At 71.3% G+C, this 23,791-nt stretch carries 18 protein-coding genes; 10 read left to right on the top strand and 8 right to left on the bottom strand.

What is annotated here, in order from left to right; genetic code table 11:
• Positions 1-54: 54 nt before the first annotated feature.
• Positions 55-2,661: an alpha-glucan family phosphorylase gene (gene glgP, locus OHA19_RS12805; protein WP_405750286.1), complete on the bottom strand. Its 2,607-nt coding sequence runs from the start codon at positions 2,659-2,661 to the stop codon at positions 55-57.
• A 617-nt stretch (positions 2,662-3,278) separates the two neighbouring features.
• On the opposite strand from glgP, the gene OHA19_RS12810 reads away from it, so the two are divergent.
• The 5 genes from OHA19_RS12810 to OHA19_RS12830 all read left to right on the top strand — a co-directional run bounded on the left by OHA19_RS12810 (position 3,279) and on the right by OHA19_RS12830 (position 11,909).
• Positions 3,279-5,318, top strand: coding sequence for an alpha-1,4-glucan--maltose-1-phosphate maltosyltransferase (locus OHA19_RS12810; protein ID WP_405750289.1), 2,040 nt, complete (start codon positions 3,279-3,281; stop codon positions 5,316-5,318).
• Complete coding sequence (gene treS / locus OHA19_RS12815; protein WP_405716669.1) at positions 5,315-7,021, top strand: maltose alpha-D-glucosyltransferase; 1,707 nt, start codon at positions 5,315-5,317, stop codon at positions 7,019-7,021. The genes OHA19_RS12810 and treS overlap by 4 nt, the downstream gene beginning before the upstream one ends.
• 239 nt (positions 7,022-7,260) lie before the next feature.
• Entirely contained in the window at positions 7,261-8,664 is a 1,404-nt protein-coding gene (locus OHA19_RS12820; protein WP_405716668.1) for a maltokinase N-terminal cap-like domain-containing protein, read from the top strand.
• A 103-nt stretch (positions 8,665-8,767) separates the two neighbouring features.
• Positions 8,768-11,242, top strand: a complete 2,475-nt coding sequence (gene glgB / locus OHA19_RS12825; protein ID WP_405750292.1) for a 1,4-alpha-glucan branching enzyme — start codon at positions 8,768-8,770, stop codon at positions 11,240-11,242.
• A gap of 313 nt (positions 11,243-11,555) precedes the next feature.
• Complete coding sequence (locus tag OHA19_RS12830; protein ID WP_405716666.1) at positions 11,556-11,909, top strand: beta/gamma crystallin domain-containing protein; 354 nt, start codon at positions 11,556-11,558, stop codon at positions 11,907-11,909.
• Between the two features lie 42 nt (positions 11,910-11,951).
• Here OHA19_RS12830 and trxA read toward each other — a convergent pair whose 3' ends face one another.
• From trxA to OHA19_RS12845, 3 genes are all read right to left on the bottom strand, one after another.
• On the bottom strand, positions 11,952-12,293 hold the full coding sequence (gene trxA / locus OHA19_RS12835; protein WP_405716665.1) for a thioredoxin: 342 nt from the start codon (positions 12,291-12,293) through the stop codon (positions 11,952-11,954).
• Positions 12,294-12,296: 3 nt separating this feature from the next.
• Positions 12,297-12,701, bottom strand: a complete 405-nt coding sequence (locus tag OHA19_RS12840) for a MerR family transcriptional regulator (protein WP_405716664.1) — start codon at positions 12,699-12,701, stop codon at positions 12,297-12,299.
• 98 nt (positions 12,702-12,799) lie between these two features.
• Entirely contained in the window at positions 12,800-14,158 is a 1,359-nt protein-coding gene (locus OHA19_RS12845; protein WP_405716663.1) for a cation:dicarboxylate symporter family transporter, read from the bottom strand.
• Positions 14,159-14,323: 165 nt separating this feature from the next.
• Between OHA19_RS12845 and OHA19_RS12850 the strand changes: the two genes are divergently transcribed.
• Positions 14,324-16,087, top strand: coding sequence for an ATP-binding protein (locus OHA19_RS12850; protein ID WP_405750295.1), 1,764 nt, complete (start codon positions 14,324-14,326; stop codon positions 16,085-16,087).
• Entirely contained in the window at positions 16,084-16,758 is a 675-nt protein-coding gene (locus OHA19_RS12855; RefSeq protein WP_405750298.1) for a response regulator, read from the top strand. Before OHA19_RS12850 ends, OHA19_RS12855 begins: the two co-directional genes overlap by 4 nt.
• Positions 16,759-16,850: 92 nt before the next feature.
• Here the strand turns inward: OHA19_RS12855 and OHA19_RS12860 are convergent, their stop codons facing one another.
• Positions 16,851-18,110 (bottom strand): vanadium-dependent haloperoxidase, encoded by a 1,260-nt coding sequence (locus tag OHA19_RS12860; RefSeq protein ID WP_405750301.1) that lies wholly within the window; start codon positions 18,108-18,110, stop codon positions 16,851-16,853.
• A gap of 68 nt (positions 18,111-18,178) precedes the next feature.
• Positions 18,179-18,874, bottom strand: a complete 696-nt coding sequence (locus OHA19_RS12865; RefSeq protein WP_405716659.1) for a hypothetical protein — start codon at positions 18,872-18,874, stop codon at positions 18,179-18,181.
• Positions 18,875-19,216: 342 nt separating this feature from the next.
• Between OHA19_RS12865 and OHA19_RS12870 the strand changes: the two genes are divergently transcribed.
• The 3 genes from OHA19_RS12870 to OHA19_RS12880 all read left to right on the top strand — a co-directional run bounded on the left by OHA19_RS12870 (position 19,217) and on the right by OHA19_RS12880 (position 21,274).
• Positions 19,217-19,705 carry a sigma-70 family RNA polymerase sigma factor gene (locus OHA19_RS12870; protein ID WP_405750304.1) on the top strand — a complete coding sequence of 163 codons (489 nt, stop codon included), beginning with the start codon at positions 19,217-19,219 and terminating at the stop codon, positions 19,703-19,705.
• Positions 19,702-20,394 carry an anti-sigma factor family protein gene (locus OHA19_RS12875; RefSeq protein ID WP_405716657.1) on the top strand — a complete coding sequence of 231 codons (693 nt, stop codon included), beginning with the start codon at positions 19,702-19,704 and terminating at the stop codon, positions 20,392-20,394. Before OHA19_RS12870 ends, OHA19_RS12875 begins: the two co-directional genes overlap by 4 nt.
• Before the next feature lie 238 nt (positions 20,395-20,632).
• A complete protein-coding gene (locus OHA19_RS12880; RefSeq protein ID WP_405753251.1) occupies positions 20,633-21,274 on the top strand; it encodes an XRE family transcriptional regulator in 642 nt (213 codons plus the stop codon).
• Positions 21,275-21,299: 25 nt separating this feature from the next.
• On the opposite strand, the gene OHA19_RS12885 is transcribed toward OHA19_RS12880, so the two are convergent.
• Positions 21,300-22,370, bottom strand: coding sequence for a helix-turn-helix domain-containing protein (locus OHA19_RS12885; RefSeq protein WP_405750306.1), 1,071 nt, complete (start codon positions 22,368-22,370; stop codon positions 21,300-21,302).
• A 225-nt stretch (positions 22,371-22,595) separates the two neighbouring features.
• Positions 22,596-23,621 carry an ATP-dependent 6-phosphofructokinase gene (locus tag OHA19_RS12890; protein WP_351260071.1) on the bottom strand — a complete coding sequence of 342 codons (1,026 nt, stop codon included), beginning with the start codon at positions 23,619-23,621 and terminating at the stop codon, positions 22,596-22,598.
• Positions 23,622-23,791: the final 170 nt, after the last annotated feature.

Here is a 23,791-nt window from a genome sequence, read left to right on the forward strand (position 1 = left end):
CCGTTGATCACGCCGACGCGCCGGTGAACCCCGAGATCCCCGACACGGCCGAGCTCAGCGCATCAGCACCCCCGCGCCGTCGCCCGCCGCCTCCGCAGGCAGCGCCACCAGGCCGAGCTCCGCCCCGGTCGCCAGCAGCGGGTGGGCCGGGAGCACCCGCACCGTGTAGCCGTACGGCCCCGTGCGGTCGAGGGCGAGCGGTCCCTCGTAGAGCCAGCGGCCCTCCAGGTCCTGGCCCCCGGCCGGCTTCAGCGGGAAGACCTGGGCGTCCGAGATCCCGTCGGCGGCGTCCACCCGGCCGGCCACCGCCTGCACCTCCACGTCGTCCGGATCGAGCACCCCGAGGGCGACCCTGGCCCGGAGCAGCAGCGTCGAACCCAGCTCGGCCGAGCCGTCCGCCGCGGTGGGCGCCACGGCCTCCACGTGGTCGACGGCCACCCGGGGCCAGGCGGCACGGACCCGGGCCTTCCAGTCGGCCAGCCGGCGCGCCGTCCCGGGGTCCAGCGCGCGCCGGGCGTGCGCGGCGGGCGCGTACAGCCGTTCCACGTACTCGCAGACCATCCGGTCGGCCAGCACCTTCGGACCCAGCGTGCCCAGCGTGCGGCGGACCATCTCGATCCAGCGCCCCGGAAGCCCCTCCTCGCCGCCCCGGTCGTAGAAGCGCGGCGCGACCCGGTCCTCGATCAGCTCGTAGAGGGCTGCCGCCTCCAGATCGTCGCGGCGGTCCTCGTCCAGGGCCAGGGCGTCGGCGGTCGGGATCGCCCAGCCGAAGTCCGGCTCGAACCACTCGTCCCACCAGCCGTCGAGCACCGAGAGGTTGAGGCAGCCGTTGAGCGCCGCCTTCATGCCGCTCGTACCGCAGGCCTCCAGCGGGCGCAGCGGGTTGTTCAGCCATACGTCGCAGCCCGGGTAGAGCTTCCGCGCCATGGCCATGCCGTAGTCCGGCAGGAACACGATGCGGTGGCGCACCCGGGGGTCGTCGGAGAACCGCACCAGCTCCTGCACCAGCCGCTTCCCGCCGTCATCGGCGGGGTGGGCCTTGCCTGCGACAACGATCTGGATCGGACGGTCCGGGTGGAGCAGCAGCTCCCGGAGCCGGTCGCGGTCGCGCAGCATCAGCGTCAGCCGTTTGTACGAGGGGACGCGGCGGGCGAAGCCGATGGTCAGTACGTCCGGGTCCAGCACGGAGTCGATCCAGCCGAGCTCGGCCGGCTCCGCGCCCCGGGCCCGCCAGGAGGCGTGCAGCCGCTCGCGGACCTCGGTGACCAGCTGTGCGCGCAGCGACCGGCGCAGCTCCCACAGCTCGCGGTCGGGGACCTCGGCGGCGGAGTCCCAGCGTCCGGGTGTGCCGCCGTAGCGGTTGCGCAGCCGGAAGACCTCGGGCGCGACCCAGGTGGGCGCGTGGACCCCGTTGGTCACCGAGGTGACCGGCACCTCGGCCGGGTCGAAGCCCGGCCACAGTCCGGCGAACATCTCCCGGCTGACCGAGCCGTGGAGGGTGGAGACCCCGTTGGCCCGCTGGGCGAGCCGCAGTCCCATCACCGCCATGTTGAAGACGCCCGGTTCTCCGCCGGGGTAGGTCTCCGTGCCCAGTTGCAGGATGCGTTCGGCGGACACGCCCGGGAGTTCGCCGTCGTCGCCCAAGTGCCGGGCGACGAGTTCGCGGTCGAAGCGGTCGATCCCGGCGGGCACGGGTGTGTGGGTGGTGAAGACGGTGCCGGCCCGGACGGACTCCATCGCGGAGTCGAAGTCCAGGCCGCTGCCGGAGAGTTCCCGGATGCGTTCGAGGCCGAGGAAGCCGGCGTGCCCCTCGTTGGTGTGGAACACCTCGGGCTCGGGGTGTCCGGTGAGGCGGCAGTACGTGCGCACGGCGCGCACCCCGCCGATGCCGAGGAGCATCTCCTGGAGCAGCCGGTGCTCGCTGCCGCCGCCGTACAGCCGGTCGGTCACCTCGCGTTCGCCCGGCGCGTTCTCCTCCACGTCGGAGTCGAGCATCAGCAGCGGTACGCGGCCGACCCGGGCCTGCCAGATGTGGGCGTGCAGCGAACGGCCGCCGGGCAGGGCCAGTACCACCCGGCTCGGGGTGCCGTCGGCCTCGCGCACCAGGGTGACCGGGAGCTCGTTCGGGTCGAGCACCGGATAGTGCTCCTGCTGCCAGCCGTCGCGCGACAGGCTCTGGCGGAAGTAGCCGTGCCGGTAGAGCAGGCCGACCCCGACGAGGGGGACGCCGAGGTCGCTGGCGGCCTTGAGGTGGTCGCCGGCGAGGATGCCGAGCCCGCCGGAGTACTGCGGCAGCGCCGCGGTCACCCCGAATTCGGGCGAGAAGTAGGCGATGGCGGCCGGGAGTTCCGCGCCCAGCTCCAGTTGTTCCTGGTACCACCTGGGTCCGTCCAGGTAGTCCCGGAGGTCCTGGGACGCCTCGGCCAGCCGGTGCAGGAACTGCTGGTCCCGGGCCAGCTCGGCGAGCCGGCCCGCGGACACGGCACCGAGCAGCCGCACGGGGTCGGAGTCCGCCGCCTCCCGGGTCTCCGGGTCGACGGCCTGGAACAGCTCACGGGTCTCGGTGTGCCAGGACCAGCGCAGATTGCGGGCGAGGTCGCTGAGAGGTTGAAGGGAGTCGGGGAGGACGGGACGCACGGTGAATCGACGAATGGCCTTCACGTGTTCCACCTTCGCAGGGGACGTACGGATCCGACGGGACGCACCGCGGTGCGTCCCCCACGCCCGTTCCGGCACATCGGCCACACAGGTAATGGCCGATTCCCTTCCCCCGTTCGGCCTTGTGGCGCTCCGCACCAGAAGGAAAGCTGCCCAGTGGCGTCCAAAGAGCCATCGGCGGCCCGCGAACGCGGGTCGGTGTCCGACGCGAAACAGGTCGTCGGAGATACGCCCGAGCAATTGACAAATCACCGGATCGGCCCACCGGGAATCACGGAAAGGCCTCTCCGGTACACAGCCCGAGTGCGCACCGGGTGCCATGTGAACGATTCCCGGACGCAGCACGAATGCGAGGCATCCACGAGCCGGTTTTCATCCGGTTCACATCCGCGAAACATACCCGTGCCCCAGCCATTCGACTGCCATTCGAGTGAATGCGGACAGGAGCGGCCATGCCCACACACCGTCAGTCGTCAATGGAGCAGCTAGAAAGGACGGACCCCATCGGTCGCGGTGCGCGCATTTCGCGCACCGCCGCTGTGCCGCGCCCCGTTCAGCCCGAGCCCGAGTCCCCGCCCCAGTCACAGCCCCGGCCCCCGTCCCCGTCCCCAGGTGATTCCATGATCGGTCGCATTCCCGTCCTCGACGTCCGTCCCCTCGTCGACTGCGGCAGAAGGCCCGCCAAGGCCGTTGCCGGTGAGACCTTCCAGGTCACCGCGACCGTCTTCCGCGAGGGCCATGAAGCCGTCGCCGCCAACGTGGTCCTGGTGGACCCCGGCGGGCGCCCCGGTCCCTGGACCCCGATGCGCGAGCTGGCCCCCGGCACCGACCGCTGGGGGGCCGACGTCACCCCGGATTCGGAGGGCCGCTGGACGTATACGGTCGAGGCCTGGAGCGATCCGGTCGCCACCTGGCGGCAGCACGCCGGGATCAAGATTCCGGCCGGGACCGACACCGCGCTCGTCCTGGCGGAGGGTGCCGAGCTGTACGAGCGGGCCGCCGGGGGCGTGCCGAAGCGGGACGGGCGCGAGGCGGTGCTGGCCGCCGTGGACGCGCTGCGCGACAGGTCCCGTCCGGCCGCCGCCCGGCTGGCCGCGGCGCTCGCCCCGAAGGCGCTGGCCGCGCTCGCCCGTCATCCGCTGCGCGAACTGGTCAGCGCGTCCGGGCCGTTGCCGCTGGCGGTGGAGCGCCGGCGGGCCCTGTTCGGCTCCTGGTACGAGCTGTTCCCCCGCTCGGAGGGCGCCAGGGTCGAGCGGGCCGGTCCGCCCGCGAGGCGGAAGGGCGGGACGGGGCGGGCGGCGAAGGTCCCGACAAGGATCGTCGGCGGCACCTTCCGCACGGCCGCCGAACGGCTGCCCGCGGTCGCCGCGATGGGATTCGACGTGGTCTACCTGCCACCCGTCCACCCGATCGGGACCACCCACCGCAAGGGCCCCAACAACGCGCTCTCCGCCGCCCCGCACGACGTGGGCGTGCCGTGGGCGATCGGCTCGGCCGAGGGCGGCCACGACGCCGTCCATCCCGAACTCGGCACCCTCGACGACTTCGATCATTTCGTCCGGACCGCCCGCGACCTGCGCATGGAGATCGCCCTGGATTTCGCGCTCCAGTGTTCTCCCGACCACCCCTGGGTGGAGAAACACCCGGAGTGGTTCCACCACCGCGTGGACGGCACGATCGCCCATGCCGAGAATCCGCCGAAGAAATACCAGGACATCTACCCGATCGCCTTCGACAGGGATCTGCGCGGACTGGTCGCCGAGACGGTACGCATTCTGCGGTTCTGGATGGATCACGGCGTACGGATCTTCCGCGTCGACAATCCGCACACCAAGCCGGTGATCTTCTGGGAGAAGGTGATCGCGGACGTCAACAAGACCGATCCCGATGTGATCTTCCTGGCCGAGGCATTCACCCGGCCCGCGATGATGAAGACCCTCGCGGCCATCGGCTTCCAGCAGTCCTACACATATTTCACCTGGCGCAATACCCGGCAGGAAATCACCGAATACGTCACGGAGTTGTCGGGCGAGACCGCTTCCTACATGCGGCCCAACTTCTTCGTGAACACCCCGGACATCCTGTCCGGCTATCTCCAGGACGGAGGCCGCCCGGCCTTCGAGGCGCGGGCCGTCCTCGCCGCGACCCTCTCCCCCTCCTGGGGTGTGTACGCGGGCTACGAGCTGTGCGAGAACACCCCGGCCGGGCCCGGCAGTGAGGAGTACCGCGACTCGGAGAAGTACCAGATCCGGCTCAGGGACTGGGAGTCCGCCGAGCGCGAGGGCCGTTCACTGGCCCCGCTCATCACCACGCTCAACCGCGTCAGACGCCGCAACCCGGCTCTGCAGCAGCTGCGCGACGTGCACTTCCACTCCACCGACAACGACGCGCTGATCGCGTACAGCAAGCGTTCGGGTTCGAACATCGTTCTGGTGGTCGTCAACCTCGACCCGCACCACACCCACGAGGCCACGGTCTCGTTGGACATGCCGCGACTCGGCCTCGACCGGCACGAGCGCGTGCCGGTGCGCGACGAGCTCACCGGCGATACCTATCACTGGGGCAGGACCTTCTATGTGCGTCTGGAGCCGGGCGTCACGCCCGCGCACATCGCCGTCCTGCGACCGTCCCCGCCGACCGGAGGGTCACCCACACCATGATCGTCAATGAGCCTGTCCACGACACGTTCGAGGACACCCCGGCCAAGGACCGCGATCCCGACTGGTTCAAGCGTGCCGTCTTCTACGAGGTCCTCGTCAGGTCCTTCCAGGACTCCAACGGCGACGGCATCGGCGACCTCAAGGGCATCACCGCCAAACTGGACTATCTCCAGTGGCTGGGCGTCGACTGCCTCTGGCTGCCGCCGTTCTTCAAGTCGCCGCTGCGCGACGGCGGTTACGACGTCTCCGACTACACCGCCGTGCTGCCGGAGTTCGGCGATCTGGCCGACTTCGTGGAGTTCGTCGACGCCGCGCACCAGCGCGGCATGCGCGTGATCATCGACTTCGTCATGAACCACACGAGCGATCAGCACGACTGGTTCCAGCAGTCCCGCACCGACCCCGAGGGACCGTACGGCGACTACTACGTCTGGGCCGACGACGACAAGCAGTTCCCGGACGCCCGGATCATCTTCGTCGACACCGAGACGTCCAACTGGACCTTCGACCCGGTGCGCAAGCAGTACTACTGGCACCGGTTCTTCTCCCACCAGCCGGATCTCAACTACGAGAACCCGGCGGTGCAGGAGGAGATCATCTCCGCGCTCCGCTTCTGGCTGGACCTCGGCATCGACGGCTTCCGGGTCGACGCCGTGCCGTACCTCTACCAGCGGGAGGGCACCAACTGCGAGAACCTCCCCGAGACCCACGGCTTCCTCAAGCGGGTCCGCAAGGAGATCGACGCGCACTACCCGGACACCGTGCTGCTCGCCGAGGCCAACCAGTGGCCGGAGGACGTCGTCGACTACTTCGGCGCGTACGAGGCCGGCGGAGACGAGTGCCACATGGCGTTCCACTTCCCCGTGATGCCCCGGATCTTCATGGCGGTGCGGCGCGAGAGCCGCTACCCGGTCTCCGAGATCCTGGCGAAGACACCGGCGATCCCGAAGAACTGCCAGTGGGGCATCTTCCTGCGCAACCACGACGAACTCACCCTCGAAATGGTCACGGACGAAGAACGCGACTACATGTACGCGGAGTACGCCAAGGATCCGCGGATGCGGGCCAACATCGGCATCCGGCGGCGGCTCGCACCGCTGCTGGACAACGACCGCAACCAGATCGAGCTGTTCACCGCGCTGCTGCTGTCACTGCCCGGCTCCCCGATCCTCTACTACGGGGACGAGATCGGGATGGGCGACAACATCTGGCTCGGCGACCGGGACGCCGTACGCACCCCGATGCAGTGGACGCCCGACCGCAACGCCGGGTTCTCCTCCAGCGACCCGGGGCGGCTCTACCTCCCCACGATCATGGATCCGGTCTACGGCTACCAGGTCACCAACGTCGAGGCGGCGATGGCGTCCCCCTCGTCGCTGCTGCACTGGACGCGGCGGATGATCGAGATCCGCAAGCAGAATCCCGCCTTCGGTCTCGGCTCGTACAACGAACTGCCGTCGTCGAACCCGGCCGTGCTCGCCTTCACCCGTGAGCACGGGGACGATCTCGTGCTGTGCGTGCACAACTTCTCGCGGTTCGCGCAGCCGACCGAGCTCGATCTGCGGTCGTTCGAGGGGCGTCATCCGGTGGAGCTGATCGGCGGGGTGCGCTTCCCCGCCATCGGCAAGTGGCCCTACCTGCTGACTCTCGCGGGACACGGTTTCTACTGGTTCCGGCTGCGCAAGGACGCGCCGCCGAGCTGACCGGACAGCACGTCGTACCACCAGATCGCGGGGCGGTTTCCGCCGCCCCGCACGGGGCACCCTCCCCCGCATCGCACACTTACAGCCCCTTCCGGGCCCCATTCGGCTTTTCGATCCCACCGGGTCGAGTCCGTACGGACCATCCTGACCCGACACGTCCCGCACAGCCGGACAGCTATTGCCGCAATCCGGGACACTCTTCGCATCCTGTGGTGTGCCCGGGGAAAGGACGCGATGTCATGTCGGAGGCTGCATCCCTTCGGATCGCCCTGGCCGACAGCCCAGCCCTGCTCCCGTCTCTCGCCCCCCTGCTGCACGACTGGCTGCCCCGGCAGCGGTGGTTCGCGGGCAAGGGACGGCCGGTCACCGCGTTCTCGCTGGTGTCGGCAACCGAGATACTGCCGGTGAGCACCGGTTCCGTCGCCGCCGGAACCGGAACCGGACTGCTCCATCTGCTGGTCCGGGTCCATCAGCCGGCCACACCCGCGCAGTCGCCGGACGACTGCTACCAACTGCTGCTCGGCGTACGGGCGGTGCTGCCGCCCCGGCTGGCGCCCGCGCTCATCGGCCGGGTGACCGAGGGGCCGTTGACCGGCCGCACCGTCTACGAGGCGCTGCACGATCCGCGCCTGGCCGAACTCCTGCTGGAACGATTCCGTACCCCCGGCACCCTGGGCTCGCTGCGCTTCGACCGGAACGGCCCGGCCATCGCGGCGGGGCTCGCACCGCGGCTGCTGGAGACCGAGCAGTCCAACACCTCGCTGGTCTACGGCGACGCCTACATCCTCAAGATCTTCCGCCGGATCTTCCCGGGCACCAACCCCGATCTGGAGCTGCCGCTCGCGCTGGCGCGGGAGGGTTGCGGACGGGTGCCCGCCCCCGTCGCCTGGTTCGAGGCCGCCACCGCCGCGGAGCCGCTCACCCTCGGGGTCCTCCAGCCGTTCCTGAGCGGTGCGCAGGACGGCTGGCAGCTCTCGCTGCGCGCCCTGGCGGCGGGCCGGGACTTCACCGTCGAGGCCCACGCGCTGGGCCGGGCCACCGCCGAGGTGCACACCGCGCTGGCCGCCGCCCTGCCGACGCCCGCCCTGCACCGCGCCCAGACGGAGCACCTGGCCGCCGCGATGGTGCGCCGGCTGGAGGCCGCCGCCCAGGCGGTACCGGATCTCGTGCCGTACGTCCCCGGGCTGCGTACCGCCTTCGACGCGGTGGCCGCGCTCGGGCACCGGGGGCGCGACTGGGCGGCCCAGCGGGTGCACGGCGATCTCCATCTCGGCCAGACGCTCCGCGGGGCCGACGGTTTCTGGTCACTGATCGACTTCGAGGGCGAACCGGCCAAGCCGCTGCCCGAGCGCCGCCGGCCGCAGCTCCCGGTGCGGGACATCGCCGGGATGCTCCGCTCCTTCGACTACGCGGCCCGCTCGCACCGCCCGTGGAACGCCGACTGGGCGTCCCGCTGCCGGACCGCCTACTGCGAGGGGTACGCCCGCGCCTCGGGCGCCGACCCGCGCGGCGAACCGGAGTTGCTGCGCGCCCACGAGACCGACAAGGCGGTGTACGAGGTGCTGTACGAGGCACGGCACCGGCCCGACTGGCTGCCGGTCCCGATGGCCGCGATCCACCGCCTGGCCGCCGCCGACGACTGACGGCCCGGACGCCGCCGCGCGTCCGCGGCCCGGCGACCGCCGTACCCGCCCCACCGCCCGGCCCCGCCCCGCTCCGCCGACCCCCTCCGAGGAGGCTGTCCCCGTGACCGCCCGCAAGCCGTCCCGCGAAACGCCCGCACCCACCGAGGCCCCCCGGATCCTGCCACCGGCACCCGGAGCGACGGCTTCCCCGGCGCCTCCGGCTCCCCCGGCCGGACCGGCGTCCCCGGCAGAACCGGCAGAACCGGCCGAGGCGGTGGCGGTGGCGGCGCCGCCGTCGCCGGAACCGGCCGCCCCGGCCGGACGGAAGAAGCCGGCGACCGAGCGGTCCGGCGCCGCGCCGCCGCGCCCCCGCCGTAACACCGCCGCCCGCGGCGTACGGCAGGCGCTCCCCCTCGACGACGGCGACCGGGGCCGGCTGCTCGCCGGTGAGCACCATGCCCCGCACGACCTGCTCGGTGCCCACCCGGTCCGCGGCGGGGTGACCTTCCGGGTGCTGCGCCCGCACGCCCGGTCGGTGACCGTGCTCGCCAAGGGGCTGCGGGCGCAGCTGCACGACGACGGCGACGGGTTCTTCTCCGGGCTGCTGCCGATGCCCACGCTGCCCGAGTACCGGCTCCTGGTCGCCTACGACGACAACGAGATCGAGGTGCAGGATCCGTACCGCTTCCTGCCCGCGCTCGGCGATCTCGATCTGCATCTGATCGGCGAGGGGCGGCACGAGGAGCTGTGGACCGCCCTCGGCGCGCGGCCCATGGAGCACCAGGGGGTGGCGGGCACCCGGTTCACCGTGTGGGCACCCAACGCCCGCGGTGTGCGGGTCGTCGGGGACTTCAACTACTGGGACGGCACCGGCTTCCCGATGCGCTCACTGGGCTCCACCGGGGTGTGGGAGCTGTTCCTGCCCGGCATCGGGGAGGGCGCACTCTACAAGTTCGACGTCTGCCGCCCGGACGGCTCGCACACACTGCGCGCCGACCCGATGGCCCGGTACGCCGAGGTCCCGCCCGCCAACGCCTCCATCGTGACGGCCTCGCACCACCGGTGGCGGGACCAGGAGTGGATGGCGCACCGCGGGGACGTCCCGGTGCACGAGGCGCCGGTCTCGGTGTACGAGGTGCATCTGCCGTCCTGGCGACCGGGGCTGACCTATCGTCAGCTGGCGGCCCAGCTCCCGGCGTACGTAAGGGATCTCGGGTTCACCCACGTCGAGCTGATGCCGGTCTCCGAGCATCCCTTCGGCGGTTCCTGGGGGTATCAGGTCACCGGGTTCTACGCCCCGACGTCACGCATGGGCACACCCGACGACTTCCGGTTCCTCGTCGACTCCCTGCACCGGGCCGGGATCGGGGTGATCGTCGACTGGGTGCCCGCGCACTTCCCGCGCGACGACTGGGCGCTGGCGGAGTTCGACGGCCGTCCGCTGTACGAGCACTCGGACCCGTCGCGGGCCGCGCATCCCGACTGGGGCACGCTGGAATTCGACTTCGGGCGCACCGAGGTGCGCAACTTCCTGGTGGCCAACGCCACTTACTGGTGCGAGGAGTTCCACATCGACGGGCTGCGGGTGGACGCCGTCGCCTCGATGCTCTATCTCGACTACTCGCGCGACGAGGGCGAGTGGTCCCCGAACGAGCACGGCGGCCGGGAGAACCTGGACGCCGTCGCCTTCCTCCAGGAGATGAACGCCACCGTCTACCGCCGCAATCCGGGTGTGGTGACCATCGCCGAGGAGTCCACCGCCTGGGACGGCGTCACCCGCGCCACCCACCATGTCGGACACGGCGGCTTCGGGGGGCTCGGCTTCGGGCTGAAGTGGAACATGGGCTGGATGCACGACTCGCTGGAGTACGTGTCGAAGGAGCCGGTGCACCGCAAGTACCACCACAACGAGATGACGTTCTCGATGGTGTACGCGTACAGCGAGAACTACGTACTGCCGATCTCGCACGACGAGGTGGTGCACGGCAAGCGTTCGCTGGTCAGCAAGATGCCCGGCGACTGGTGGCAGCAGCGCGCCAACCACCGGGCCTACCTCGGCTTCATGTGGGCCCATCCGGGCAAGCACCTCCTGTTCATGGGCCAGGAGTTCGCCCAGGGGGCGGAGTGGTCGGAGGGGCACGGCCCGGACTGGTGGCTGCTCGACCCCTCGTACGCGGCGGAGAGCGACCACCGGGGCGTACGGACCCTGGTCGGCGAGCTGAACGCGGTGTACGCCGAGACCCCGGCGCTCTGGCAGCGCGACACCGTGCCGGAGGGCTTCGACTGGGTGGACGGGGGTGCCGCCGAGGACAACGTCTTCGCCTTCCTGCGCTACGACGCGCACGGCTCGCCGCTCCTCGCGGTCAGCAACTTCTCCCCGGTGGTGCGGCACGACTACCGCGTGGGCGTCCCGGAAGTGCCCGGGGACCGGGTCGCGTGGGCGGAGGTCCTCAACACCGACGCCGCGCGGTACGGCGGCAGCGACGTACTCCACCGCGAACCGCTGAAGCCCGAGCCGGTGGCCGCGCACGGGCGGCCCGGCAGCATCCTGCTGACGCTGCCGCCGCTGGCGACGGTCTGGTTCCGGCCGGTCTGAGGCGCGGGCGCGTGGCCCGCGACCACGTGGTTGCGGGCCCCGCCCCGTGCCCGTCCGAAGCGCTCCCCGACGGCCTCTGCCGCGCCTGCCGCGAGCCCGAGCCGGGCCCGGCCGCCAGGCCCGGGCCGATCCGGGATCACGAGACTTCGAAATCGCTCCGACCCCGGCGCATGCGGTCAGGGATTCACGTTCAGGTGATTTCTCTTCAGGTCCCCCCTGAATGGATGGCCCACTTCGTACGATGCTTGTTCAGCGCCGATGTCCACGTCGTCGGAGTGGGCTCTTGGTTCCGTATTCAATTCAAGGGGAAACTATGATCTCTAGAACGAGGACCGTTGTGCGCACGACGGCTGCGGCGCTTGCCGCAGCCGCCGCGTTCACCCTGGTCGGACCGGTTGGAACCGCTTCCGCCATCGACCACGTGACCTGCGACCCGGACGCGGGCTTCCTGAAGATCTGGTCGCACAACGGCAGCGGGCGCGACAGCGTGGACTGCTATGCGAATCGCGGGAAAATCAACTTCGGCGGGTGGTGGGTCGACCAGATCTCCACGGGGAACAACGACGTGAAGTACTACGACGCCAATGGCGACGTGGTGAAAATCCCCCGGTGGTCGAATATTAAATATTCGAACGTGCCGAAGGTCGATGCCATCGAAATCCTGTAGGGATTTCTTCCTGGGACGTTCCGCAGTCCCGGTGAGCCCGCCTCACGCCGTCTCGAAGACGTCCTCCAGTTCCTGGAGCAGCTTGCGCCTGGGGCGGGCGCCCACCATCGACTTCACGGGTTCGCCGCCCCGGAACACCATCAGGGTCGGCGCCGCGAGCACCGCGTACCTGCTCGCGACGCCGGGGCTGGTGTCGATGTCCAGCTGGACGACCTCCATGCGCCCGGCCAGCTCGGTGGCGACGGCGCTGAGCACGGGGGCGAGTTGGCGGCAGGGGCCGCACCAGTCGGCGGTGAACTCGACCAGCACCGGTCCGTCCGCCGCGAGCACCGCGGTGTCGAAGGTGGCATCGGTGACCTCGGCCACGCCCTCTGCATGAATCATCTGTCATCCTCCCAGTTCACAACGTGGTTCCGGACCGCCGGGGAGCGCCGCCCCGGCCTCCAGCTCGGCCCTGGCGAGCTGGGCGCCCACCTCGTCGCGGACCGTCCGGAGCTGTGCGATGAGCGAGTCGAGCTCGCCGAGCTTGCGCCGGTAGACGGCGAGCGAGGCGGGGCAGGCGTCACCGGCAGGATGGCCGGCGCGCAGGCACTCCACGAACGGCCGGGTCTCCTCCAGCTCGAACCCGAAGTCCTGCAGGGTCCGGATCTGCTGGACCATCCGCAGATCGTCCTCGTCGTACGCGCGGTAGCCGTTGTCGGCCCGCCGCGCGGCCAGCAGTCCGCGGGACTCGTAGTAGCGCAGAGTCCGCGTGGTCGTCCCGGCCCGTTCGGCCAGCTCCCCGATTCGCATGTCCTCGACGGTAGACCTTGACGCGGACGTCAAGGCAAGCGCGAAGGGCCGCCGCGGGATTTCCCGCGACGGCCCCTGCCGATGGTGCTCCGTGGTGGCTACGCCTTCGCCACCGCGTGCTGCTCGTCGCCGTCGCGCTGCTCCGGGACGCCGTGCGCGTCGGCGTCCTGGTTGAGCATCTGCTCGTTCCACGGGAGCGCGCCGCTCAGGACCTTGTCCACCCGCTCCTTGTCGATCTCCTTGGTCCAGGTGCCGACCAGGACGGTGGCCACCGCGTTGCCCGCGAAGTTCGTCATGGCGCGGGCCTCGCTCATGAAGCGGTCGATGCCGACGATCAGGCCGACGCCGTCGACCAGGCCGGGGCGGTGCGACTGAAGGCCGCCCGCGAGGGTGGCCAGGCCCGCGCCGGTGACCCCGGCCGCGCCCTTCGAGGCGACGATCATGAAGAGCAGCAGCGAGATCTGCTCACCGGCGCTCAGCGGGTCGCCCATCGCGTTGGCGATGAAGAGCGAGGACATCGTGAGGTAGATCGCGGTGCCGTCGAGGTTGAAGGAGTAGCCGGTCGGCACGGTGATGCCGACGACCGGGCGGCTGACCCCGAGGTGCTCCATCTTCGCGATGAGCCGCGGCAGGGCGGACTCGGAGGAGGAGGTGGAGAGGATCAGCAGGAACTCGCGGCCCAGGTACTTCAGCAGGGCGATCAGGTTGACCCCGGCGACCAGCCGCAGGATGGCGCCGAGCACCACGAAGACGAAGATCGCGCAGGTGAGGTAGAAGCCGATCATGATGATCGCGAGGGACTTCAGCGCGTCCACACCGGTCTCGCCGACCACCGCCGCCATCGCACCGAACGCGCCCACCGGGGCCGCCCACATGATCATGGCGAGGATGCGGAAGACGAGGCGCTGGATGTGGCCGATGCCGCGCAGCACCGGCTCGCCGGCCGAGCCCATGGCCTGGAGCGCGAAGCCCGCGAGGAGGGCGACGAGCAGGGTCTGGAGCACCTCGCCCTCGGTGAAGGCGGAGACGATCGTGGTCGGGATGATGCCGAGCAGGAAGTCGGTGGTGGACTCGCCGGCCCCGGCCGCCTGCTTCTCACCGGCGGCGCGCACGGCCTCGGTGATATGGAGGCCCTGGCCGGGCTCCAGGAGGTTGCCGACGAGCAGGCCGATGCCGAGCGCGACGGTCGACATCACCAGGAAGTAGCCGAGGGCGAGGCCGCCGACCGCGCCGACCTTGGCGGCCTTGCGCACCGAGCCGACGCCCAGCACGATCGTGCAGAAGATGATGGGCGAGATCATCATCTTGATCAGGTTCACGAAGCCGGTGCCGATCGGCTTGAGCTCGACGGCGACGCCCGGGGCCGCGAAGCCCACCAGGATGCCGAGCCCCACGGCCGCGATCACGGCCAGATACAGATAGTGCGTGCGGTCCCGCTTGGCGGCTGCCACTCCCACGGGGGTTCTCCTCGACTCGTCCGGTCGCTCCCCCGTCCCTGGGGGCGCAAGGGCTGTCCGGCGGATCGACCGGAAAAAACCCTTGGCGAATATCTCGCTCTCTGTGACACCGGTCACCGTTGCGTGCATTTCGTTCATGTGTTTTCGGCCAGGCAGACTGGGGCCATGCGTCTCCCCCGCCCCCGTACCCGCCCGCGCAGCCTGGCCGGTCAGCTCTTCGCCATGCAGGTGGTGCTGGTGGCGGCCGTGGTGGCGGGGTGCGCGTTCTTCGCCTACGCCTCCGGCAGCGCGCAGGCGAAGGAGACCGCGACCCGGCAGGTCACGGCGGCCGCGCTGGCGATCGCGGACTCGCCGTCGGTACGGGAGGCGATCCGCACCCCGGACCCGTCCGCGGTGCTCCAGCCGTACGCGGAGAAGGTCCGCAGGGACACCGGGATCGCCTTCGTCACGATCATGTCCCCGCAGCGGGTCCGCTGGACGCACCCGGACGCCGACCGGATCGGTGAGACGTTCCTCGGGCACACGGCTCAGGCGCTGCGCGGCGAGACGTTCACGGAGACGTACACCGGCACGCTCGGCCCCTCGATCCGGGTCGTCACCCCGATCCGGGACGGCTCCCGGATCACCGGGCTGGTCAGCGCGGGCATCACGGTCGAGCGGGTCTCCTCGCAGGTGCGGGCGCAGCTCGGGGCGCTGGGGCTGGCGGCGGGCGGGGCGCTCGCGCTCGGCGGCATCGGCACGTACGTGATCAACGCCCGGCTGCGGCGGCACACGCACGGAATGAACGCCGCCGAGCTGAGCCGGATGCACGACTACCACCAGGCCACGCTGCACGCGGTGCGCGAGGGGCTGCTGATGCTCGACGGACGACGCCGGATCGCGCTGATCAACGACGCGGGCCGAGAGCTGCTCGGTCTTGGGCCCGGTGCGGTCGGGCGCAGGGTCGCCGAGCTGGATCTGCCGGCGCCGCTGACCGGTGCGCTGCTCGCCTCCGAGGAGCGGGTCGACGAACTGCATCTGACGGCGGACCGGGTGATCGTGGTCAACACCCGTCCGGTGGTGGGCGGGGAGCAGCGCGGCACCGTCGTGACGCTGCGCGATCACACCGAACTCCAGGCGCTGTCCGGCGAGTTGGACTCCGAGCGGGGGTTCACCCAGGCGTTGCGCTCGCAGGCCCACGAGGCGGCGAACCGGCTGCACACCGTCGTCTCGCTGATCGAACTGGGCCGGGCCGAGGAGGCGGTGGGCTTCGCCACCGCCGAGCTGGAACTGGCCCAGGCCCTCACCGACCGGGTGGTGGGGGCGGTCGCCGAACCGGTGCTGGCCGCGCTGCTGCTCGGCAAGGCGGCACAGGCGAACGAACGGGGGGTGGAGCTGGTGCTCGCGGAGGACAGCCTGATCGACGACGGCGACCTGCCCGCGACGCTGCCGCACCGGGATCTGGTGACGATCCTCGGCAATCTGATCGACAACGCGGTGGACGCGGCGTCGGAGGCGGTGACCGGTGCACCGGGCCCCGGGTCCATGCCCGGGCAGCGGGGACCGGGGGGCGGGCGGGCCGCCCGCGCCCGGGTCACCGTCACCGCGCTGGCCGGGGAGGGCGAACTGCTGCTGCGGGTCGCCGACACCGGTGCCGGGATCGGCCCGGAGGAGGCCGCCCTGGTCTTCGACCGCGGCTGGTCCACGCACGGCACCGGCCGGGGGATCGGCCTGGCCCTCGTCAAGCAGGCGGTGCACCGCAACGGCGGCACGGTCGCCCTGGACGACGGCCCGGACGACGGCCCGGACGACGGCCCGGACGACGGCACGGAGGCCGGCCCGGACAGCGGCACCGACGGCGGTACGGGCAGCGGCGCCCGGTTCACGGTGCGGCTGCCGCTGACCTTCGCCGGGCGCACGGCGCACACCACGAAGGAGGCCACGGCGTGATCCAGGTACTGGTCGTCGAGGACGATCCCGTCGCCGCGGACGCCCATCGGCTGTATGTGGGCCGTGTCCCCGGGTTCACGGTGGCGGCCGTCGCGAATTCACGGGCGGAGGCGGTGCGGGCGCTGGACCGCACCCCGGTCGATCTGCTGCTGCTGGATCTGTACCTGCCCGACGGGCACGGTCTGCAACTGCTGCGCTCGCTGCGCGCGGCCGGGCACTCGGCGGATGTCATCGCGGTGACCTCGGCGCGCGATCTGGCGGTGGTCCGGGAGGGGGTGTCGCTCGGGGTCGTCCAGTACGTGCTGAAGCCGTTCACCTTCGCCACCCTGCGCGACCGGCTGGTGCGCTACGCGGAGTTCCGCGCGACGGCCGGTGAAGCGAGCGGCCAGGACGAGGTGGACCGGGCGATCGGTGTGCTGCGCGCCCCGGAGCCGGCCCAGCTGCCGAAGGGGCTCAGCAGCCCGACGCTGGAGGCCGTCACCCGCGCCCTGCGGGCCGCCCCGGACGGGGTGACGGCGTCGGCGGCCGGGGAGGAGCTGGGCATCTCGCGGATCACCGCGCGCCGTTATCTGGAGCATCTGGTGACGGTGGGACGCGCGGTGCGCAGTCCGCAGTACGGCCAGATCGGGCGCCCGGAGCTGCACTACCGGTGGGTGACCCGCAACGGCTGACGGAGCGACGGCACCTGGGCCCGCGTCCTCGCCGACTCGACGTGGACGCGGGCGCGGGCGCGGGCGCGGGCGGCGGTGTTCGCCCGGGTGATTCAGCGCTCCTGGAACAGCGACCGGGCGTGGTTCAGGCCGTACCTGGCGACATCGGTTCCCAGCTCGACCCCGGCCTCGTCCGCGAGTCGGGTGTGGATGCCCAGCCAGACCCGCGCGTCCATGTTCTCCAGCGTGAGCTGGTGCCATGCGGTGTAGGTACGGACGACGCCCGGTGCTGTGCCGCTGGTCAGGGTGAACGGGGCCGTGCGCGGTCCCGCGAGGGCGGTGAGAACGGTTTCCGTCGCGCCCGCGTAGGTGTTGTGGCCGCTGGGGTAGTCCGGGTGCGCCGGGGTGGTGTGCAGCGGGGTCCATGACGGGTCGGCAGCGATCTCGCCGATGCCGGTTCGGATCGCGGTAACAGGGCGCCACAGCGGGTAGGTGTACTTGCTGTCGGAGGTGGCGATCTGGGTGTCCACCAGTGTGGCGTGGGTCAGGGCGACGAGTTCGGCCTGCTTGGCCAGCGGCTGGTGGGACGTGGCGGCGAGCGCGACGCGAATCGGCTTGGTCCACAGGGCGAGCGACGAGTCGAACCAGAAGTTGGCCGTGTCGGTCTGCCGTGCGGTGCGCGCGGTGCTGTTCAGCTCGCCGAGGTCCCGGACCTCCTTCAGGTCGGTCCGGTACCGCTCGGACGTCGGAGCGGGCGGCGCGGGCAGCCGGAACTGGTCGGCGCTTTTCAGCAGGAAGGGCCGGGCGAACCGGCTGCCGTTCTGGATGGCGGGGGCGAACGCGGGCGGGGTGGGCTGCCAGACGCCCGGCGCGGCCGGCGGCACGGTGAAGGGGGCGTTCACGGAGGCCGCGTCGAGGCCGTCGCCCTCGCGGTCGTGCAGGACCTCCAGCGCCTGGCGTTCGCCGGCCGCGGCGCCCAGGGTCTCGGCCGGGCCGTCGGGAGTCCGGTCCAGGGTCTGCCGCAGGGCGGCATCCAGCTCCGGGGCACGGGTGGGCACCAGCTCGACCAGTGCGCGGTGCACCGCGGTGGCCAGCGCCGCGTCCTGGTAGTCCCCGCGGTCGACCCCGGACGGCACATGTTGCAGGGCCCGCGCCGCCGCGATCCAACTGATCGCCCAGGTACGGCTGTTGGCCACCGGAGGCAGTGCTGAGCCGGCCGTCGCGATCGTGTCGGCCGTGGTGTCGTACCAGGCGAGCGCCACGGAGGTGCGGCCGTGCCCAGGCGCGGGGGCTGCAACACTCGGCGCTGCGCCGGAGGCGACCAGCAGTGCCGTGGCGGCCGCCAGGGCCGCACGGGTCTTCGGAAGTTTCACGGGAGTAGCTCCTGTTGATGGGGTGGGGCCGGATGCCGGCAGCGGTGTTCCTCCTGACCTGGTGGTGTTCAGGCGGGGTCGGCGTCGATGTGGAAGGGGACGGTGACGATGTTGGAGGCGACGCCCATCCGGTCCAGGTCCTTGGCGCCGATCTTCCCGTCCCCGTCGAGGTCCTTCACGACGGCGGGTGCGTCGTTGTAGATGCCGTCGTGGTCGAGGTCGTCGACGACGGCCACGGTCAGGGTGGTGTCGACGTTCTGCCCCGCGATGGGGGCACCGACGATCCAGGTGTCCCACAGTTCGGTCGTGTGCGGGGTGCGGTCGGTGACGCCGGAGAGGTTGAACAGATTGGCCAGGTTGGTGCCGGGCCCGGAGAAGCCGGGGAGGGTGCCGTTGGTGGTGGAGTCCAGCACGACCAGTCCAGGTACCTTTTCGTCCCGGCCGGTGGAGAACGTGCCGGGGAAGGGGGCGGTGCCGTTGTGCGCGGCCGGGCCGGTGAGCTGGAGCCCGTTGTAGCCGGTCTGGGCCAGGGTCTTGCCCCGGAAGGAGAGCTTCAGGTCCACGATCCAGCCCTTGCCCTCCACGCCCGCATTGTCCCCGCGCCGGGGCGCGACGACCTTCACCTTGACCGGGTGCTTCGCGGTGGCGGCGGACTCGTCCGGGCTCGACGCGTTCGCGCTGGACAACCCGAAGGCCGTGGCGCCGAGGCCGAGGATGACGGCCGCACTCGCGCCGAGGGTCCAGCCGAGCTTGTTCTTCCTCATGACTTGTTCTCCTGAGTGTCGGAAGGCTTGCGGCCATGTGTACGACCGCCTGCGGCACCCGGTTCAATCCGCGGGTGAACTTGGACCCCCCGCTCGTCGTACACATAGCTGCAAGGCACACGATCAGTGCCTCAGGACACAGGAAGCCGCAGGTCGCAGCCGTCCTCGAAGACAGCGCAGCCGATGCGGTCAGGTATGGAAGTGAGTCGGATGGATCGGATCTGGTTCCGCGCCTCCCCGGGGCGCGGACTGTCCGCCGCCCGCGGTTCGGGCCCGGCGATGCTCCGAGCGACCCCAGCCCGCGAGACGAGGACATCGAGCGTGACGCCGGACGAGCAGTTGATGACTGCGTTGTACACCGAGCACCACGATGTGCTGCTCTCCTTCGTGCGCAGGTACGTGCGCAGCCCTGAGCAGGCGGAGGACATGGTGCAGGAGACGCTGCTGCGGGCATGGCGCAGCATCGACAAGATCGAGCCGAGCCACGTCACCATCCGCTCCTATCTCTTCACGATCGCCCGCAATGTGCTCACCGACAGCTGGCGCGCCGAGCAGCGGCGTCCGGAACCGCTCTACGACGACGAGGCGCTCGCGGCCGTACCTTCTGCCGATGACGTGGAGGCGGCGCTGGAGGGGCACGTGATCACCGCGGCCCTGGAACGCTTGTCCGGCGAGCATCGTGATGTGATCCAGGCGCTGTACTTCGAGGGGCTGACCGTTGCCGAGTCCGCGTCACGACTCACGATCCCGGAGGGAACGGTCAAGTCCCGCGCCTACTACGCCGTACGCAACCTGCGCGCAGCCTTTGAAGAAATGGGAGTTCTGCGGTGAGCACCGACCACGATGACGTGCGCATGCTGATCGGCGCATATGTGCTGGGCGGTCTCAGCGAGACCGACCGCCGCGCCCTGGAGTCCCACCTGCCCACGTGCCAGGAATGCCGTGACGAGCTCGCGCGCTCGGCCCCGCTGGCCGGACTGCTCCGCCGTGTCCCGGGCATGTCCGCGCCCCGTCCCCCGGCCGCGCGCGAGGCCGGCACCGATGCGGCGCCGCCGGCTCCGCCGGCCGGGCTCGGCCGCCTGCTGGAGCAGGCCCGCGCCGCCGATGCCGTACGCAGGCGCCGGGCTCGTCGGCAGTGGCTGGCACTGGCCGCGGCCCTGATCGTGGTTGCCGGGCTCGGACTGGGGTCGATGCTGCAGTTCCGGCACTCGACCGGCCCGGCCACCGCCTTCACCTCGGCCGCCGGGTACTCCGTGTCCGGCCGTGCCACGCTCACGGACAAGCCCTGGGGCACCGCGGTGAGCGTCACCCTGGCCGACCTGCCCGCAGGAGCACCAGGCCCCTTCATCCTCCAGGTCTCCTCGGTGGACGGCCGCAAGGAGCAGGCGGCCACCTGGGCGATCACTCCCAACGGCAGCGCCGCCGTGACGGGAGCGAGCGCAGTGCGCCTTCCCGACATCCGGTCCATCTCCGTGATGGACCACGAGGGACGCCTGGTCGCCACGGCCCGACCGCTCTGACCCCGCCTCGACCACCATCCCGCGGACCGCTCCACTGCCGGGCCCACGGGATGGTCCCGCCTGCCCTGACGCGGGGCGGGACGGGAAGCCGGGCGTACGTCTAGGACGTTCCTACGATCCGTGGATATCGGTGGAACACACCGTAGTCATTGCACGCCTTGACTCCTACGGTGGGGCCGTGCACGAGTCCCCGCCGTTCAACGCCCCCGCCGCGCGCCGACTGCGCGAGGCCCTGGGGATGCTTCCCGGCCATGTCGCCTACGGTCTCGGGGCCCAGTACGGGCTCCGGGTCAGCACCGAGACGGTGGTCGCCTGGGAGCGCGGGCTCGCCTCGCCGACCGAGTACGAACTCACGGCGCTGGCCGGAGTGTTGTGGTGCTCGCCGGGCGAACTGATCACCGCCGCACGCACCCTGCGGGAGCACCGGGTGGCCAGGGAGCTGGCCGTGGAGGAGCTGGCGCGGCTGCTGGGGCTGACCACCTCCGCGTATCTGCGGATGGAGGAGTCGGGGCGCTGGCGCGGCAACGAACGCCAGTCAGCGGTGCTCGCCGAGGTGCTGGGGCTGACGCCCGCCGGGTTCGTGACGGTGTCCGGGCGGGACGAGGAGCTGACGAAGCTGCTGCGCGGCGCGGTGACCACACGCTGGCAGGCCCAGCTGCGGCCGGTGGCGAAGCTGGTGCCGCTGGAGCGCGGGTTCCTCCAGGACGTGCTGGAACAACTGCACACCGACTACCAGGCGTTGATGGTGTCGACGCTGAGCTGGAGCAGCACGGGCACCGAGCGGGCCGGGGCGACGGGCGACTCGGGGCGGGTGTTCCTCGCGGAGATCCTGGAACGGTTCTGGCGGGCGGCGGGGGTGCCGGGGCCGGACAGCCGCTGAACCGCCCGGCCCGCCTCGTACACGTTCAGCCGCCGGCCGTCTCCGCTACCACCGGGTCGAACGAGAACAGGCTCCCCCGGTCCACGCCGTCGCAGCCCAGCTGCACCAGCTCGGCGTCACGCCTGCCGCTGCCGCCCTCGGGCCCGACGCACAGATGGGTGTGGGCGGGGCGGAGCCGGTAGCCCTCGACGGGACGGCCCACGGGCTCGATCCAGAACGCCTCCGCGTCGCCACGGCTGCCGCAGGTCTGGTCCTGCAACGAGGCGCCCGCCTCGCGTGTCCCGTTCCAGATGCCGGTGCAGCCGGGGCCGTAGTCCGGGTGGTCGGTCACCAGCCGCCAGACGTCGTCGCCGAGCGGCCTGAGGGAGAACTCCAGGATCGTCTCCCCGTCGCACGGCATCTGGTACAGCCGCCCGCTGTCGCTCTTGCGCTTCTCGGAGAGGCAGAACCCGGAGTGGACGGAGCGGATCTGCACCGTACGCCCGGCCACGGGCCCGCTCACGGGGGCGGATTCCTTCCCCTCGTCGCGTACGAGGAGGGTGACGGTCACCGCGGCAGCGGCGAGCACGACGAGCGCGACGGCGGCCGCCAGAACGCTCCTGGACCGGGGCCGCCGGGCCGGGGCCGGTTCAGGGAACGGGACGGTGGGCGGCTCCTCGGAATGCCCGGAGGACTGCCGGGAGGACTGTTGGGAGGGCTGCCCGGCCGTCGCGTCCCGTGTCGCCCCGGGCTCCTCCGCGCCGGGCCCGGCCTCCCCCGCGCTCCCTGCCCCGGCCCGCTCCCCGTGCACGGCGAGTTCCTTGCGTACGGCGAGCCACTCCGCCGCCTCCGCGGGACCGCAGCCGCAGGCCCGTACGAAGGCGGCGAGGAGTTCCTCGCGCGGGACCGACGTACGCCCCAGCATGTTGGCGATCGTGGAACGCGGCAGCACATCCCCGACCGCGTCGGCCCGCTGGGCCAGCTCGCGGTACGTCAGACCCGACGCCTCCTTGAGCACCCCCAACAGGGCTATGAACTCGGGCGCGTTGCGCGCCCCACGAGGATCCGGAGCTCTGCCCTCGATGACCATCTGCTGTGCCTCTCCCCTGGATTCCACGCCCGGACAAAGTTGGGACATGTCCCGGACAGGGACAAGCCTTGTTGATCCGGTCCACGGGCTCAAGAGTTGTTTCCGGCACCGCGGCCCGTCCGGATCCGACCATCCGGAACGGCCCCGGACGCCGGGGGAACGGCAAGCGGCCCTGACCGTCCACGGGGGGACAGTCAGGGCCGCCGGGCCGTTCGAGCCGGGCCGCTGCCGCGCGGCCGGGGTCAGCCGGGGTCAGAAGACCGACTCGGCCTCATCCATCCGGTCCTTGGGCACCGTCTTGAGCTGTGTGATCGCGTCGGCAAGCGGAACCATCTCGATGTCGGTGCCGCGCAGTGCCGTCATCCTGCCGAAGTCGCCCCGGTGCGCCGCCTCCACCGCGTGCCAGCCGAAGCGGGTGGCGAGCACCCGGTCGTACGCGGTCGGCGTGCCGCCCCGCTGCACATGGCCGAGAATGACCGGCCTGGCCTCCTTGCCGAGCCGGGTCTCCAGCTCGATGGCCAACCGGTTGCCGATGCCCTGGAAGCGCTCGTGGCCGAACTGGTCGATCTCGCCCTTGGCGTACGGCATGGAGCCCTCCGCCGGGTGCGCGCCCTCGGCCACGCAGATGACCGCGAACTTCTTACCGCGCGCGAAGCGTTCCTCGACCATCTTCACCAGGTCCTCGACCTGGAAGCGGCGCTCGGGGAGACAGATGCCGTGCGCGCCGCCCGCCATTCCGGACTCCAGCGCGATCCAGCCCGCGTGCCTGCCCATCACCTCGACGACCATGACCCGCTGGTGCGACTCGGCGGTGGTCTTGAGGCGGTCTATGGCATCGGTGGCGACGCCCACCGCCGTGTCGAAGCCGAAGGTCCGGTCGGTGGCGGAGATGTCGTTGTCGATGGTCTTGGGGACGCCGACGACGGGCATTCCGGCGTCCGACAGCATCCGGGCGGCGGTGAGGGTGCCCTCGCCGCCGATCGGGATGAGGGCGTCCATGCCGTAACGGCGGCTCAGCTCGGCGCAGTTCTCGGCGGCCTCGCGCAGCCGGTCGCGCTCCAGCCGGGCCGAGCCGAGAATGGTGCCGCCGCGGGCGAGGATGCCGCTGACCGCGTTGAGGTCGAGGGGGCGGAAGTGGCCGTCGAGGAGCCCCTTGAATCCGTCCTCGAAGCCGATGACTTCATCGCCGTGGCCCACCACGGCGCGGTGCACGACCGACCGGATCACTGCGTTCAGACCTGGGCAGTCGCCGCCTGCGGTGAGAATTCCGATGCGCATCGTGCCTTGTCTCCTGCTCGCTAGTGCCGTGCGTTTCGGGGGCCGTCCACTGAATCCCCCGTACCGTGAGCCACGACGATTGTCCCACGTCTGGTCTGGACCTCGTATTCGCCGTCCTCCGGGACGTCTCCGCGGCCGCCGCGCGGGGCGCTTCGCCCGGCGGGCGACGC

Source organism: Streptomyces sp. NBC_00012 (assembly GCF_045040875.1).
Lineage (GTDB): Bacteria > Actinomycetota > Actinomycetes > Streptomycetales > Streptomycetaceae > Streptomyces.